General features: G+C 64.5%; 9 protein-coding genes. 6 read left to right on the top strand and 3 right to left on the bottom strand.

The window, feature by feature from the left end; translation table 11 throughout:
- Nucleotides 1–633, bottom strand: coding sequence for a LysE family translocator (locus BcanWU425_RS06225; RefSeq protein WP_018453342.1), 633 nt, complete (start codon nt 631–633; stop codon nt 1–3).
- A 245-nt stretch (nt 634–878) separates the two neighbouring features.
- Here BcanWU425_RS06225 and BcanWU425_RS06220 point away from each other — a divergent pair, with 245 nt between their 5' ends.
- Nucleotides 879–2,675 (top strand): adenylate/guanylate cyclase domain-containing protein, encoded by a 1,797-nt coding sequence (locus BcanWU425_RS06220; protein WP_162496403.1) that lies wholly within the window; start codon nt 879–881, stop codon nt 2,673–2,675.
- A gap of 174 nt (nt 2,676–2,849) precedes the next feature.
- Nucleotides 2,850–5,615, top strand: coding sequence for a di-heme-cytochrome C peroxidase (locus BcanWU425_RS06215; protein ID WP_085350689.1), 2,766 nt, complete (start codon nt 2,850–2,852; stop codon nt 5,613–5,615).
- Nucleotides 5,616–5,694: 79 nt separating this feature from the next.
- Here BcanWU425_RS06215 and BcanWU425_RS06210 read toward each other — a convergent pair whose 3' ends face one another.
- Nucleotides 5,695–6,642 carry an alpha/beta fold hydrolase gene (locus BcanWU425_RS06210; RefSeq protein ID WP_018453339.1) on the bottom strand — a complete coding sequence of 316 codons (948 nt, stop codon included), beginning with the start codon at nt 6,640–6,642 and terminating at the stop codon, nt 5,695–5,697.
- A 219-nt stretch (nt 6,643–6,861) separates the two neighbouring features.
- On the opposite strand from BcanWU425_RS06210, the gene BcanWU425_RS06205 reads away from it, so the two are divergent.
- Both BcanWU425_RS06205 and BcanWU425_RS06200 read left to right on the top strand, forming a co-directional pair.
- Complete coding sequence (locus BcanWU425_RS06205) at nt 6,862–7,323, top strand: Hsp20 family protein (protein ID WP_026232515.1); 462 nt, start codon at nt 6,862–6,864, stop codon at nt 7,321–7,323.
- A 316-nt stretch (nt 7,324–7,639) separates the two neighbouring features.
- Entirely contained in the window at nt 7,640–8,410 is a 771-nt protein-coding gene (locus tag BcanWU425_RS06200; protein ID WP_018453337.1) for an alpha/beta fold hydrolase, read from the top strand.
- A gap of 241 nt (nt 8,411–8,651) precedes the next feature.
- Here the strand turns inward: BcanWU425_RS06200 and BcanWU425_RS06195 are convergent, their stop codons facing one another.
- Nucleotides 8,652–9,401 carry a hypothetical protein gene (locus tag BcanWU425_RS06195; protein ID WP_018453336.1) on the bottom strand — a complete coding sequence of 250 codons (750 nt, stop codon included), beginning with the start codon at nt 9,399–9,401 and terminating at the stop codon, nt 8,652–8,654.
- 492 nt (nt 9,402–9,893) lie between these two features.
- Between BcanWU425_RS06195 and gltB the strand changes: the two genes are divergently transcribed.
- Both gltB and BcanWU425_RS06185 read left to right on the top strand, forming a co-directional pair.
- Complete coding sequence (gene gltB, locus BcanWU425_RS06190) at nt 9,894–14,627, top strand: glutamate synthase large subunit (protein WP_026232514.1); 4,734 nt, start codon at nt 9,894–9,896, stop codon at nt 14,625–14,627.
- Nucleotides 14,628–14,772: 145 nt separating this feature from the next.
- Nucleotides 14,773–16,224: a glutamate synthase subunit beta gene (locus BcanWU425_RS06185; protein WP_085350692.1), complete on the top strand. Its 1,452-nt coding sequence runs from the start codon at nt 14,773–14,775 to the stop codon at nt 16,222–16,224.
- The last annotated feature ends 64 nt before the right edge of the window (nt 16,225–16,288 follow it).

The raw sequence follows: 16,288 nt of genomic DNA, 5'->3' as shown, positions 1-16,288 counted from the left end.
TTACCGCGTCTCCAGCATGGCGACGCGGATGCCGAGATAGATGAAGAGGCCGCCGAGGGTACGGTTGACCCAGGCGACCGCGCCTTCGGAGCTCCGCAAGCGGTGGGCGGCCCTTGCCGCGAACGCCGCCAGCACCAGGCACCACAGCGTTCCCGTGCAGATGAAGATCAGGCCCAGCATCAGGAAGGCGAGCGGCTTGTGCGCCGAGTCCGCTGCGACGAATTGCGGCAGGAAGGCAAGGAAGAACAGCGCGACCTTGGGATTGAGCGCGTTGGTGAAGACGCCCTGGAGGAAAACCCGCCGCAGCGAGCTCTGCACAGGCTCGTCGATGGCCGAGGCCAGCACCGGGCGCGACCACAGCATCTGAAGCCCGGTCACGACGAGATAGGCCGCTCCGACCAGCTTCAGGATCGAGAACGCGGTCGATGAGGCCATCAGCAGGGCCGAAAGGCCGATTGCCGCGCCCGCGACATGGAAAAAGCAGCCGCAACTGATGCCCAGCGCGGCCGCGGCGCCACCTCGCCAGCCCAGCTGCATGCTGCGGCCGATCACATAGACCGTATCAGGCCCCGGCGTGATGTTGAGCAGCACGCCCGACAGGACGAAGAGCCAGATTTCGTGAATGCCCAGCATGTGTGACGTGCCTCCGCCGCCCAACCGTAGCCCAAGAGGTCGGCTTAGTGCGTTCGCTCGTCCCCGTCCACTGCCGGATTGCCGAGGATTTACCTCGAATTTGCAATGCGGATCATACTTTCGCTCGGCCTCATCTGCTCTATAAGGAACGGGTTCTTTGAATGCGGGATTCGAGGCGACTGCCACGCCGTGGCCGGTCCTCGATCTCTTCCAAGTCTCTTGCAAGTCTCTTGGAGCTCCGGAATATGGAAAGACGTCTGGCTGCCATTGTCTGCGCCGATGTCGCCGGCTATTCGCGCATGATGGGCACCGATGAGGCCGGCACCCATGCCGCCTTCAAGGCCCATCGCAGCGCGATCCATCCCATCATCCTCAATCACGGCGGCCGCGTCGTCAAAAACACCGGCGACGGCTTCCTGCTGGAATTCCCCTCGATCGTCGGCGCCACCGAGGCCGCGATCGCGATGCAGACCCTGATGGCGGAGCGCAATCACCATCTGCCCGCCGATCGCGCCATGCAGTTCCGCCTCGGGATCCATATGGGTGACGTCATCGCCGACGAGGACGAGGTCTTCGGTGACGATGTCAACATTGCCGTCCGCCTCGAAGCCGTGGCGAGCCCCGGCGGCTTCGCCATCTCGGCCAAGGCCTACAAGGAGGCCAGCAAGCATCTCACCGTGCCGCTGGTCGATGCCGGCAACCACCGCTTCAAGAACATCAAGGATCCGATCGGGGTCTGGACCTGGACGCCTGAAGGTGCACCGGCGCTTGCGCCCGCGCTGAGGGAGGCATCCGCCCTCTCGCAGCAGTATCGCACCGCGATCGTCGGCGTGCTCCCTTTCGCCAATCTCAGCGACGCACAGGACGAGTATTTCTCCGACGGCCTGACCGAGGATCTGATCCACGCGCTGTCGCTGCAATCCTTCTATCGCGTGCTGAGCCGCAACTCGACGTTCGTGTTCAAGGGCAACAACGCCAGCACCCGCCTGATCGCGCGGGAGATCGACGCCACCTATCTGATCCAGGGTTCGGTGCGGCGTGCCGGAGCCAAGATCCGCGTGACCGCAGAGCTGATCGCGCCGGAGACCGGCGAGCAGCTCTGGACTGGCCGCTACGACCGCGACATCGGCGATCTCTTCGCGATGCAGGACGAGATCACCACCAACCTGTCCGCCGCCATCGCCACCGAGATCGTCCGGGCCGAAGCCTCGGCGCCGGCGCGGCTCTCGACCGACGTCACCGCCTGGGACCGCTTCCTCAAAGGACTGTCGCACTATTATCGGCAAACCAAGGAAGACCTGGCCATCGCCGTCGACCTGTTCCGGGAGGCCATCAGGCTCGAGCCCAAGCTGTCGATTGCGCACGCCTATCTCGCCACGATTCAGATCCAGAGCATCCAGTTCGGCTGGGTCAAGGGCACGCGCGAGATGTGGGCCGAGGCGATGAAGCTTGCCGAAACCAGCGTTCGGCTCGATCCGCGCTCGTCATTTGCGTTCTCGATCCTGTCCTGGACCCACGCGCTGGAGGGGCATTACGAGGCCGCGATGGACGCCGCCAAGCGCGCCGTCGCGCTCAACCCCTACGACAACGGCGCGCGCGGCGTGCTCGGCATCTGCCATTTCGTCATCGGCGAGCACCGCGAGGCGATCGAGCTGTTCTCGATGGCCGCACAGCGCGACAACAGCGATCCGCGCTACCAATGGGCCGCACTGAACGCCTTCAGCCATTATCTGCTGGGCCAATATGACGCGACTCTGTCATGGGCTCGAGAACAGCTCTACATCAACCCGAACCATTTGCAGGCGCTGGCAATCCGCGCCGCGGCGCTGGCGCAATTGGGACGCGGCGACGAGGCGGTCGAGGCGACCCGCGTGCTCATGGCTAACTACCCGACTCTCAATGTCGACCGCCATTTGCGCAATTTCCACTGGAAGCGGCCCGAGGACCTCGCCCATTACCGCGCCGGACTCTTGAATGCGGGCGTCCCGCTCGGCAAACTGACCCTGGTTTCGAGCGACGTCAAACGCGTCGCCGAATCCTGAGAGCCAGCCGCGGCCACGCGGCAATGTCCCCTCCGCCTTTATTGACACGACAGTGAATTCAGCCACACTCGGCTACACGCTGAAGTAGTATAACGTGTTGTCGGTTTGTCAGGACTTTCCGCGCTCTATCGCCGCGTCTGTATTTCACGATTCGCCGTTTTCAGGATTTGGGCCATGCATGACTCCGCTCCGAAGCCCTCCTTAGACCCTTCGATCCAGGTCTCCCCGAACAATCCCTGTCCATTCCTCCGCGGCCTCGTCGGCGAGGGGTTTGTTGACGGCAGAACCGTTCCGCTCGGCACGCTGTCGCAAACGATCGCGAATGCGAGCGGCGAGACCGGGCTGAAGAAGGTCTCGGCCCGCATCCAGGTCCGCGGCGTTGCGCTTATCGCCAACGGGCTCGGTCACATCCTGAAGAGCATATTTTCGGGCGCACAGCTCGACGCGTTGCGTGGCGGCCCTCTCGACAAGCGCGGTGCCGGCTCGCGCGTCCTCGGCGTCGACGGCAAGGTCGATGAGGACGAGCTTGCGCGGTTTGCGAGCTTCGGCCGGGACTACCGGGATCCGAACGGCGGCGGCTCTGAGCCCGGTCTCAACGCCTCGGAAATCGGCGTCTTCATGCGCGACAACCTCAAGCGCGCCGGCAGCGCCGCGCGCTGGTACTACCCCCTGCTGATGAAGTTCGAGTGGCCGATCCTCCTGAAGATCATGGGCAAGGGCGCGGGTGAGGACCGCTATCTCAGCGTGGCCGACGTGCGCACTCTGTTCAACGAGCGGCAATTCCCTGCTCGCATCAACCAGCGGCTGGTATCGCAGCCGGTGCTGTCCACCTGCCAGCGTGTGGTGCGGGGCGCCCTCAAGGTTGCGGCCCTGCTGCTCGCCCTCGGTCTCGCCTTGCTCGTTGCGGTCGCCGAATTTCCCGACCAGGTGCGCGCCATGCTGCCGCAAAAGGGAATTCTCGTGAATCTCCTGCCGCCACCCTTGCCCACGGTCCCGGAGACGAAGGCGGCCTTTTGGCTCGAACAGAATTGGTCGCTGAAGGACAGGCACTGGTTTCACCATGCCAGCCAGGGCACAGCGACCTTCCCGGTGCCCTATGAATGGTTCATGGCCCTGGAGCAGCCGCGCCTGCATCTGTTCTCGGCGCCGGGCATGATGACGGACGGCACCTATCTCGAGCGCTTCGGGTTCATCCCGAGCCCGCAGTCGATCCAGACTGACGCGACGTCACTGCGCCGCTTCGGCTATGCCAATGTCTACGAGACGACACAGGTGCCGGACTGGTCGACCAGGTGGACGCCGGCGGAGAACGTCGACGGCCTGCCGGTCGGCTTCGCACGGATGACCGGTGTCGTCGATCCCGCGACCGGCCGTCGCGAAGAGGACAAGATCGGGCTGACCTGCGCGGCCTGCCATACCGGCCAGATCCACTACCAGGGCGTGGACGTGCGTTTCGACGGCGGCCCGGCCATGACCGACCTGAAGAAGCTCGAGGTCTCCACCGGCCTGTCGATCGCCTACACGCTTTACGTGCCGTTCCGCTTCCAGCGCTTCGCCGATCGCGTGCTCGGCCCCGATGCCAGCAAGGCTGACCGCGCCGCGCTCAAGCAGAAGCTCAGCGCGATCGGCAACTTCCTGATCGACTGGGCGCAAACCCAGCAAAAGACGATTGAAGGCAAGAAGACCTGGAACGGCAGGCAGCAGCAGGACACCGAGGAAGGGTTCGGTCGCCTCGACGCTCTCAATCGCATCGGCAATCAAGTTTTTTCGCAGGATCTCGCGCTGAGCGGGATCAAGGGATTCGAGAAGAACCTGCACGCCCAGGACGCGCCGGTCAGCTATCCCCCGATCTGGACCGTGCCCTGGTTCAAGTTCGCCCAGTACGACGCCTCGATCGAGCAGCCGCTGATCCGCAACGCCGGCGAAGCCCTCGGCGTGACGGCGCTGCTCAACCTGTCCGACGCCTACCCGGAGGACAGGCTGTGGCGCTCCTCGGTTCATATCAACACGCTCGGCTGGATCGAGGACATGCTCAGGGGGCCAGACCCGTTCAAGACGGCAGATCCCTCCACCGGCCCGAAGTTCGGCGGCCTGCTGGCGCCGAAATGGCCCTCGCAGATCCTTGGCGACAATTGGAGGCTCGATCAAAAGAAGGTCGACAATGGCCGCAAGATCTACGCCGAGATGTGCTCCGGATGCCATCTGCCGGCGATCGACACCCCGGCTTTCTGGTCGTCGGGACATTGGGAGCCGAGCGGCGACAGCAAGGTGCTGAACGCGGTGACGATCCCCCTCGACGAGATCAAGACGGATCCCGAACAGTCGCTCGTGCTCAGCAACAGGATCGTCGATCTGCCCGGCTTCCTGAAGGTGAATACGGCCGACCTCCAGAAATGGTGGCAATGCGACGTCTCGACCGCAAGCTCGCCGACCGAGATGGTTTATGCGCTCGGGTTGATGACGGTGGTGGATCTCGTCGCCCGCAAATGGATGGACGACGAGAAGACTCCGGACGCCGAGCGGTCGAAATTGTGGAATCTCGCGCGCAAGAACTGCCTCAATCCGGTGGGGGGAGCACGCTATCGGGCACGGCCGCTGAACGGCGTCTGGGCCACGGCACCCTATCTGCACAACGGTTCGGTGCCCTCTCTCTACTGGTTGCTGAAGCCTGCAAGCGAGCGCCCGCAAAAATTCTGCATGGGCCGCCGCGACTATGATCCCGTGACCGTCGGCTTTGCGGTCACCGCCAACGAGAAGTGCAAGACGGGTGAAACCGAGTTCTCGGCCGGGTCGGACAAGGATCCGATCCAGGGCAACAGCGTGCTCGGCCATTCCTTCGAGCGCAAGCCGGGCGAGGAAAAACGTCCCGGTGTCATCGGCCGCGTGTTCAAGGACGACAACGAGCGCTACGATCTGATCGAGTATCTGAAGACGCTGTAGTGGGTGATGCTACTTCCTCGTCATGGCCGGGCTTGTCCCGGCATGCCGGCGTGTGGTCGCAGGGCAGCATCGCCTCCCCTCACTTGAACAGCGGCGTGCCTGGCACGAAGGCGTCGAAGGCTGCCCAGAATTGGGAACGGTAGCGGTCCTGCTCCTGGAGAATCTCGTGCTTGGCACCGGCGATCACGAGATGGGAGCCTGCGCGCAAATGATAGGCGAACTCCTCGATCGCCGCGATCGAGACCACGGTGTCGCTGGAGGCCGCCAGCATCAGGATCGGCTGACGGATCTCGGACGGGTAGTTTTTGCCCTTGAAGGTGTTCATCGCGCGGAAGGCGGTATCGGCCCAGGCGACCGTCGGTGACGCGAGCCCGAGGGTCGGATCCTCCTCCAGGATTGCGGCATTGCGCGCATAGCGCACGGGGTCGCTGGTCAGCGGATTGTTGATGAAGGGATTGAGCCCGGTGATCTGGTCGCTGCCGCCGGGGACATAACGGCCGCCCATCCCCAGCACGCGCATCGTCTTCAGCAGAGCCCGCGCCGGAAACGAGGTGGCGCGGCCGGGGAGGTCGATCATCGGCGCAGACAGCACCATGCGGTCGAACCAGCGCTTGCCCGCATGCGCCACCCGCAGCATCACGGTGCCGCCCATGGAGTGGGCGAGCGCGAAGAAGGGCGGCGGGCAATCCGGCAGCACCACCTGCTGCACGAAGGTCTCGACGTCGATCTCGAAATCAGCGAAGTCGCGGACATAGCCCTTGCGCGGATCGCGCAGGCGGCGCGAGGAGTGGCCCTGCCCGCGCCAGTCGATCATCGCCACCGCAAAACCGCGGTCGCGCAGGTCGCGCACGGTCTCGAAATACTTCTCGATCTGCTCGCTGCGTCCGGTGAAGACGCAGACCGTGCCCTTGCGGTTCGCCGGCGGTGCCCAGCGCGCAAAGCGCAGCTCGACGCCATCAGGGGTCTTGATGGTGCCGCTGACGACGTCTTCGGGAACGGGATTGGACGGTATCGAGACCAGCGTCATGATGGGGAGGGCTTGGGCACGAAGAGCTGCAAATCAGGGGCGGGAGCGCCGAAAAGGCTGAGTATCCGCCCTCTTGAACGCCGTTCCCCTGAACCCATATCACCTTGGTGCAGGCCGCTACCAGTGTTTCGGAACCGGAACATCAGGCTGCACACAGACGAAAGCCCGGCCCGATTGGCGGGCGGGTTACTCAACAGTCGCTCAATGGAGGACTTGACCATGCGTACCTACGACCTGACCCCCTTCTACCGTTCCACCGTCGGCTTCGACCGTCTCTTCAACCTGCTCGACCAGGCCGGTTCGGACGGCAGCCCCGGTTATCCCCCCTACAATATCGAGCGTACCGGTGAGAACGACTACCGCATCACCGTTGCGGTTTCGGGCTTTGCCAAGGATGAGCTCTCCATCGTCGCGAAGGAAAACACGTTGACGATTAAGGGCGAGAAAGTCGCCAACGAGAACTCGAAGGCCGAAGTGCTGTACCGTGGCATCGCCGCGCGTGCCTTCGAGCGCGCCTTCCAGCTTGCCGACTTCGTGCAGGTGAAGAACGCCTCGCTCGAGAACGGGCTGCTTCACGTCGACCTCGTCCGTGAGATTCCCGAAGCGAAGAAGCCCCGCCACATCGCGATCAACACCGGTGCGCAAGGCGCACAGGTGATCGAGAACTCGGTAGCCGCGTAAATCACGTCGGCCGCTTCCAGGTTGCGAAAACGCCCCGGTGCCCCGGGGCGTTTTTTTGTTGGGCTCTCCTCGTCCCGGCGAGAGCCGGGGAATCCTGCCGCGAGATCGATCAATCGTGCACGGAAGAAATACCGAACGACGGATCTGCCATACCTTACCAGAGAGGATGGTCTCGGTCGTCGCCGGGACGTCACCGATTGCTGAACGGCCGTGCTGGACTGTTGCGCCGCATCACAGAGCGGTGAAATGGCGTAACACCGCCGCCCCGCGCATCGTCTTTTGGATATCGAACCCAAAAACAAGACGGAGAACAATCATGACTTTCTGGCGCAGCCTTTTCGTCGCCGCGAGCCTGCTGGCGGCCCCTCTCAGCCTCGCTCACGCGCAGACGCCGCAGACCGTAAAGGCCAAGAACGTTGTGCTGGTGCACGGCGCCTGGGCCGACGGCTCAAGCTGGTCGGAAGTGATCCCGATCCTCCAGGCCGCAGGGCTCAACGTAACTGCCGTGCAAAATCCGTTGTCGTCGCTTGCGGATTCCGTCGAGGCGACCAAGCGCGTGCTGGCCGAACAGGATGGTCCGACCGTGCTGGTCGCGCATTCCTGGGGCGGCACCGTGATCAGCCAGGTCGGCACCGACCCGAAGGTCACCGGCCTCGTCTATGTCGCCGCCCGTGCGCCCGATGCCAACGAGGATTTTGTCGCGCTGTCGAAGCAGTTTCCGGCGGGACCGGCACGCGCCGGCGTCGTCGAGCGCGACGGCTACACCAAGCTGTCAGAAGACGCCTTCCTGAAGTACTTCGCCAATGGCGTTAAGCCGGAGCAGGCCAAGGAGCTCTACGCCGTGCAATGGCCGACGGCCGCCTCGATCTTCGCCGGTCGCACCACGGAGGCGGCATGGCATTCCAAGCCGAGCTGGTACGCGGTGTCGAAGAACGACTACACCATCAATCCCGATCTCGAACGCTTCCTCGCCAAGCGCATGAACGCAACCACGATCGAGCTCGACGCCGGCCATCTCTCGCTGGTGTCGCATCCGAAGGAGGTGGCGAATTTGATCCTGGAAGCGGCGGGGTATGGCCGGAGCTGAGCCGCGCTCGTCATGGTTCAGAAGGCGCCTGAGTGCTGAGACGCCTTCTGTTTGCGCTAACTCTCTCCCCAACCTCGTCCTGGCGAAGGCCAGGACCCATCACCACAGGGAGGAGTTTGGCGAAGATTCGGAGTTCGGTACTCCCGCGTCACTCATATGATGCACCTCGCGGTATGGGTCCTGGCCTTCGCCAGGACGACACCGTTGGGGTGATGCGGGCCATCGCCTCAAACGCCCGCGCTTAGTCCAGCCCCTGTGCCGCCGGCATCTCCTGCGTAGGCAGGATAGTCGCGGCAGGCTTGACCTGACCTACGGTTGGCGCGGCGGCTTGCGGTGCGACCTCAGCGGGCTTGGACGGCACGGCGGCCGCGGTCTGCGTCACAGGTTGTGCCTGCGGCACCTGGGCCTGCGGCGTCGCAGGCTCGGCCGGCTTGGCGGGGACGCCCGGGGCCTCGCGCGGCGGAGCCGCCTTGGGCAGCGGCACGGAACGGCTGGCGACATGCGGGATCGGGGCCGGAGGGCGGGGCGGACCACTGCGGACCATGGTCGGCGGCGGCAGCGCGCTTTGCGGGCGGTAAGGTGCAACCGCCGGCTGCTCGTAGCCGGGTGCCATGCCGTAGGCGTCGGCAGCCGGCATGAAGCGCAAAATCCTTCCGTCGCGGGCATCGATCACGAGCCGGCCGTCCTCCCCCCGGCGGTCAATCACCGCGATGGTGTAGACGCCGCCGCGCAGGCGCGGGATGCCCAGTGGAGAGAAGCCGTTCTCGCGCAGCACCGCGTAGACCTCGGTCGATGGCAGCAGCACCGGGGCCGGCCCGCGTTCTTCGTAGCCATAGCCGTAGCGCGGCGGCGGCGCGGCCTCCGACGGCGCATAGGGGGCGTCGAAATCCGAGACCGCGATCATCGCCCCTCGCGCTGGAACCTGCGCTTGAGCCGCGGTCGCGGCCAGCGCCAGCGTGGCGGCGGCCACACATCCTGTGAAAAACTTCATGGTCGAGACGCTCCTGTCAGGCCCCCGGATGGATCGCGCTCTTTCGCTTCTTGCGGCGTGGCGGGTCTTCCAAAGGGTTGATCCGAAGCTTCATTGGGGATTCCGGCGTCGGCAGGGCCGGATCAGGGCGCGTTTGCTTCAAAACCGGGGCCGCGCAACTTTTGGAAAGCGATTGATTGACATATGGGGAATCGGGACTTGCGCGCGCTTGTGTGATAGACAAAAATTTGGCAAGGTGATGGTTAGGACAGGAAGACTGTCTCAATTTTGCTTGCGGTTCCGGCATAGGGATTGCAACGAAAGTCGGTGCTTTCGAGCGCCAAGAAGGCAACAGGCAAAGCCGTTCTCGGGGACGAAGAACGCCTTGGCCTGAATTTAAGAAAATGCGGCTCGCGAGCGGACGAGCGGTGACCCAGAAGCGGGTGCCGCGGGACGCCCAAGGTGCGCCGAAGATGGCGGTGAGGCAGCTTGCCGCATGGAGAGGACGAGAACATGAACGGGTCGCAAGTCGAGCGCGGAAACATCGTGGCAGAACAACTGTCGGCGACGGTCGCCTCGAAAACGACCGATCCGATTCAGGAACACAATTCACGGCCGCCGGCCGTAGGCCTGTACGATCCGAGCCTGGAAAAAGATTCCTGCGGCGTCGGCTTCATCGCCAACATCAAGGGCCAGAAGTCGCACGAGATCGTCGCGGACGCGCTCAGCATCCTCTGTAACCTCGAGCACCGCGGCGCCGTCGGCGCCGACCCGCGCGCCGGTGACGGCGCCGGCATTCTGGTGCAGATCCCGCATGCTTTCTTCAGCCGCAAGGCGAAGGAGCTCGGCTTCGTGCTGCCCAATCCGGGCGAATACGCCATCGGCGCGTTGTTCATGCCGCGCGACACTGCCTGGCGCAACGTCATCAAGAGCATCATCGCCGACCAGATCAAGGAAGAGGGCCTGACGCTGCTCGGCTGGCGCGACGTGCCAACCGACAATTCCTCGCTCGGCGTCACCGTAAAGCCGACCGAGCCCGCCTGCATGCAGGTGTTCATTGGCCGCAACGGCACCGCCAAGACCGAGGACGATTTCGAGCGCCGGCTTTACATCCTGCGCAAGTCGATCTCGCAAGCGATCTATCAGCGCCGCGACCGCGGCCTCGCCGGCTACTATCCGTGCTCGATGTCCTGCCGCACCGTGATCTACAAGGGCATGTTCCTCGCCGACCAGCTCGGCAAGTACTATCCCGATTTGCACGAGAAGGATTTCGAGAGCGCGCTGGCGCTCGTGCACCAGCGTTTCTCGACCAACACCTTCCCGGCGTGGTCGCTGGCGCATCCCTACCGCATGATCGCGCATAATGGCGAGATCAACACGCTGCGCGGCAACGTCAACTGGATGGCGGCGCGCCAGGCCTCGGTGAGCTCCGAGCTGTACGGCAAGGACATCAACCGGCTCTGGCCGATCTCCTACGAAGGCCAGTCGGACACCGCCTGCTTCGACAACGCGCTCGAATTCCTGGTGCAGGGCGGCTACTCGCTGCCGCACGCCGTCATGATGATGATTCCGGAGGCGTGGGCCGGCAATCCCTTGATGGATGAGAAGCGCCGCGCCTTCTACGAATATCATGCAGCCCTGATGGAGCCGTGGGACGGCCCCGCCGCGATCGCCTTCACCGACGGCCGCCAGATCGGTGCCACGCTGGACCGCAACGGCCTTCGGCCGGCGCGCTATCTCGTCACCAAGGACGACCGCATCGTGATGGCGTCCGAGATGGGCGTGCTGACGATTCCCGAGGACCAGATCATCACCAAGTGGCGCTTGCAGCCCGGCAAGATGCTGCTGGTCGACCTCGAGCAGGGCCGCCTCATCCCCGACGACGAGATCAAGGCCGAGCTCGCAAGGAGCCATCCCTACACGGAGTGGCTGGAGCGGACCCAGATCGTGCTGGAAGAGCTGCCGAAGGTGCCGACCACCGGCGTGCGCTCCAACCTGTCGCTGCTCGATCGCCAGCAGGCGTTCGGCTACAGCCAGGAAGACATCACCATCCTGATGACGCCGATGGCCTCCACCGGCGAGGAAGCCGCAGGCTCAATGGGCAACGACACGCCGATCTCGGCGCTGTCGGCCAAGGCCAAGCCGCTGTTCACCTACTTCAAGCAGAACTTTGCGCAGGTCACCAATCCGCCGATCGATCCGATCCGCGAGGAGCTGGTGATGAGCCTCGTCTCCATCATCGGACCGCGGCCGAACCTGTTCGACCTGCAAGGCCTAGCCACTACCAAGCGCCTCGAAGCGCGCCAGCCGATCCTGACCGACGCGGACCTCGAAAAGATCCGCTCAATCTCCGAGGTCGCCGAGTCGCACTTCAAGTCGCGCACGCTGGACACCACCTTCCACGCCGGCCTCGGCGCGGCCGGCATGGACCAGGTGCTGGACGAGCTCTGCGCGCGCGCCGAGAGCGCGGTGCGCGAGGGCGTCAACATCATCATCCTGTCCGACCGCATGGTCGGCACCGACCGGGTTCCGATCCCGTCGCTGCTGGCCTGCGCCGCCGTGCATCATCATCTGATCCGCACCGGATTGCGCACTTCGGTCGGCCTCGTCGTCGAATCCGGCGAGCCGCGCGAAGTGCATCACTTCGCCTGTCTCGCCGGCTACGGCGCGGAAGCGATCAATCCGTATCTGGCGTTCGAGACCATCATCGCGATGAAGGACCGCCTGCCCGGCTCGCTCGACGACTACGAGATCGTCAAGCGCTACATCAAGTCGATCGGCAAGGGCCTGCTCAAGGTGATGTCCAAGATGGGCATCTCGACCTACCAGTCCTATTGCGGCGCGCAGATCTTTGACGCCATTGGCCTGAAGGCGGAATTCGTCGGAAAATTCTTCGCCGGCACGCACACCCGCGTCGAGGGCGTCGGTCTTGGCGAGATCGCCGAAGAGGCGGTGCGCCGTCATGCCGACGCGTTCGGCGACGCGCTCGTGTACAAGACCTCGCTCGATGTCGGCGGCGAATATGCCTATCGCAGCCGCGGCGAGGACCATGCATGGACCGCCGAGTCGGTGGGGCTGCTCCAGCACGCCGCGCGCGGCAATTCGCTGGAACGCTACCGCGCCTTCGCGAAGATCCTCAACGAGCAGTCGGAGCGTCTCCTGACGCTGCGCGGCCTGTTCCGGATCAAGAATGCGGACGAAGAGAAGCGCAAGCCGGTACCGCTCGACCAGGTCGAGCCGGCCAAGGACATCGTCAAGCGTTTCGCCACCGGCGCGATGAGCTTCGGCTCGATCTCGCGCGAGGCGCACACCACGCTCGCGATCGCCATGAACCGGATCGGCGGCAAGTCGAACACCGGCGAAGGCGGCGAGGAAGCCGACCGCTTCAAGCCGATGCCGAACGGTGACAGCATGCGCTCGGCAATCAAGCAGGTCGCCTCGGGCCGCTTCGGCGTCACCACGGAGTATCTCGTCAACTCCGACATGATGCAGATCAAGATGGCGCAGGGTGCAAAACCCGGCGAAGGCGGCCAGTTGCCCGGCCACAAGGTCGATGCCACCATCGCAAAGGTCCGGCATTCGACGCCGGGCGTCGGCCTGATCTCGCCGCCACCGCACCACGACATCTACTCGATCGAGGATCTGGCGCAGCTCATCTACGACCTCAAGAACGTCAACCCGGACGGCGCGGTCTCGGTCAAGCTCGTCTCGGAGATCGGCGTCGGCACCGTAGCCGCGGGCGTCGCCAAGGCGCGCGCCGACCATGTCACCATCGCGGGCTTCGAGGGCGGCACCGGCGCTTCGCCGCTGACCTCGATCAAGCACGCCGGCTCGCCGTGGGAGATCGGCCTCGCCGAAACCCACCAGACGCTGGTGCGCGAGCGGCTGCGCAGCCGCATCGTGGTCCAGGTCGACGGCGGTTTCCGCACCGGCCGCGACGTCGTGATCGGCGCGCTGCTCGGCGCCGACGAGTTCGGCTTCGCCACCGCGCCCCTGATCGCGGCCGGCTGCATCATGATGCGCAAGTGCCATCTCAACACCTGCCCGGTCGGCGTCGCGACCCAGGACCCCGTCCTGCGCAAGCGCTTCACCGGCCAGCCCGAGCATGTGATCAACTACTTCTTCTTCGTCGCCGAGGAGGTCCGCGAGATCATGGCCTCGCTCGGCTTCCGCAGCTTCAACGAGATGATCGGCCAGGTGCAGCTGCTCGACCAGACCAAGCTGGTCGCGCACTGGAAGGCCAAGGGGCTCGATTTCTCCAAGCTCTTCGTCAAGCAGAAGGAAGAGAAGGGCCAGAAGATCTATCACTCCGAGCGCCAGAACCATCATCTGGAAGCGGTGCTCGACCGCACGCTGATCGAGCAGGCGACGCCTGCGCTCGACCGCGGTGCGCCGGTGAAGATCGAGGCCAAGATCAACAGCACCAACCGCTCCGCGGGCGCGATGCTGTCGGGTGCGGTCGCCAAGATCTACGGCCATGCCGGCCTGCCGCATGAGACCATCCATGTCAGCCTCAAGGGCACCGCCGGCCAGGCCTTCGGCGCCTGGCTGGCGCAAGGCGTCACCTTCGAGCTCGAAGGCGAAGCCAACGACTATGTCGGCAAGGGCCTCTCGGGCGGCAAGATCATCGTCAAGCCGCCGGCCAACAGCGGCATCGTGCCGGAAGAGAGCATCATCGTCGGCAACACCGTGATGTACGGCGCCATTCAAGGCGAGTGCTACTTCCGAGGCATCGCCGGCGAGCGTTTTGCCGTGCGCAATTCCGGCGCCGTGGCGGTGGTCGAGGGCGCCGGCGACCATTGCTGCGAATACATGACCGGCGGCATCGTGGTCGTGCTCGGCAAGACCGGACGCAACTTCGCGGCCGGCATGTCCGGCGGCATCGCCTATGTGCTGGACGAGACCGGCGACTTCGACAGGCTGTGCAACATGGCGATGGTCGAGCTCGAGCCGGTGCTGTCGGAAGAGCTGATCAACGCCGGCACCTATCACCACTCCGGTGACCTCGAAGCGCACGGCCGGGTCGACGTGTTCAAGGACCTGCTCGCCTCCGACGTCGAGCGGCTGCACGTCCTGATCACGCGCCATGCGAAGGCGACCGGCTCCAGGCGTGCCGCCGACATCCTGGCGAACTGGAAGGACTGGCTGCCCAAATTCCGCAAGGTGATGCCGGTCGAATACCGGCGCGCTCTGCGCGAAATGGCTGCCAACGCGGACGCCGAGCCGAAAATCGCGATCGGGGCCTGAGCATCACACCCCGTCATTGCGAGCGTAGCGAAGCAATCCAGACTTTCTCCTCCGATGCGGACTGGATTGCTTCGAAGCTCACGCTCCTCGCAATGACGACGAGAGAGAAACACAACGAATTTAAGCGGCAGGGACTTCGGGTTTAATGGGCAAGATCACGGGTTTTCTCGAAATCGAACGGCATGACCGCAAGTACACCCCGGTCGCCGAGCGCGTGAAGCATTTCCACGAGTTCGTCGTTCCCCTCTCCGAGAAGGAAACGCGCGACCAGGCCGCGCGCTGCATGAATTGCGGCATTCCCTATTGCCACGGCACCGGCTCGGTCTCGCCCGGCACGCCGGGCTGCCCGGTCAACAACCAGATCCCGGACTGGAACGACCTCGTCTATCAGGGCAACTGGGAAGAAGCCTCGCGCAATCTGCACTCGACCAACAATTTCCCGGAGTTCACGGGGCGCATCTGCCCGGCGCCGTGTGAAGCCTCCTGCACGCTCAACATCGACGACAACCCCGTCACCATCAAAACCATCGAATGCGCGATCGTTGATCGCGCCTGGGACAATGGCTGGCTGAAGCCCGAAATCGCCGCCCACAAGACCGGCAAGAAGGTCGCGGTGATCGGCTCGGGTCCGGCCGGCATGGCCTGCGCGCAGCAGCTCGCGCGCGCCGGTCACGACGTGCATCTGTTCGAGAAGTTCGCCAAGGCCGGCGGCCTGCTGCGCTACGGCATCCCCGACTTCAAGATGGAGAAGGGCATCATCGACCGCCGCGTCGCGCAGATGGAAGGCGAAGGCGTCACCTTCCACTACAACAGCCATGTCGGCGCCGACGGCAATGTCGACCCGCGCGAGATGCTCAACGAGTACGATGCCGTGGCGCTGACCGGCGGCGCCGAAGCCCCGCGCGACCTGCCAATCCCCGGCCGCGACCTCGCCGGCATCCACTACGCCATGGACTTCCTGCCGCAGCAGAACCGCCGCGTCTCCGAGGAACCGCTGGGCGGCGTCCAGGAGATCTTGGCCGGCGGCAAGCATGTCGTCGTCATCGGCGGCGGCGACACCGGATCCGACTGCATCGGCACTTCGCTGCGCCAGGGCGCGCTCTCCGTGACCCAGCTCGAGATCATGCCCGCACCGCCAGAGCACGAGAACAAGGGCCTGACCTGGCCGAACTGGCCGCTGAAGATGCGAACGTCCTCGAGCCAGGCCGAAGGCGCGATCCGCGAATTCGCGGTGCTGACGCAGAAGTTTTCGGGCGAGAACGGCAAGGTCAAGAAGCTGCACTGCGTGCGCGTCGACGACAAGTTCAAGCCGATCGCCGGCACCGAGTTCGAACTCGACGCCGACCTCGTCCTGCTCGCGATGGGCTTCGTCCATCCCGTGCACGAGGGCCTGCTCAAGATGCTCTCGGTCGAGCTTGACCCTCGCGGCAACGTCAAGGCCAACACGCTCGACTACCAGACCTCGCGCCCGAACGTGTTCACCGCCGGCGACATGCGCCGCGGCCAATCGCTGGTGGTCTGGGCCATCCGCGAGGGCCGGCTGTGCGCCAGGTCGATCGATACGTTCCTGATGGGGAAGACGGATCTGCCGCGGTAGGCTCGACTGGACAAGCTTTGCCGCCTAATTTTCACACAGTGTCATCGCCCGCGAAAGCGGGCGA

The organism is Bradyrhizobium sp. WU425, assembly GCF_021052305.1.
Lineage (GTDB): Bacteria > Pseudomonadota > Alphaproteobacteria > Rhizobiales > Xanthobacteraceae > Bradyrhizobium > Bradyrhizobium canariense_D.
Note: the sequence above shows the minus strand (reverse complement) of the source record. Positions and strands in the feature narration are given on the sequence as shown.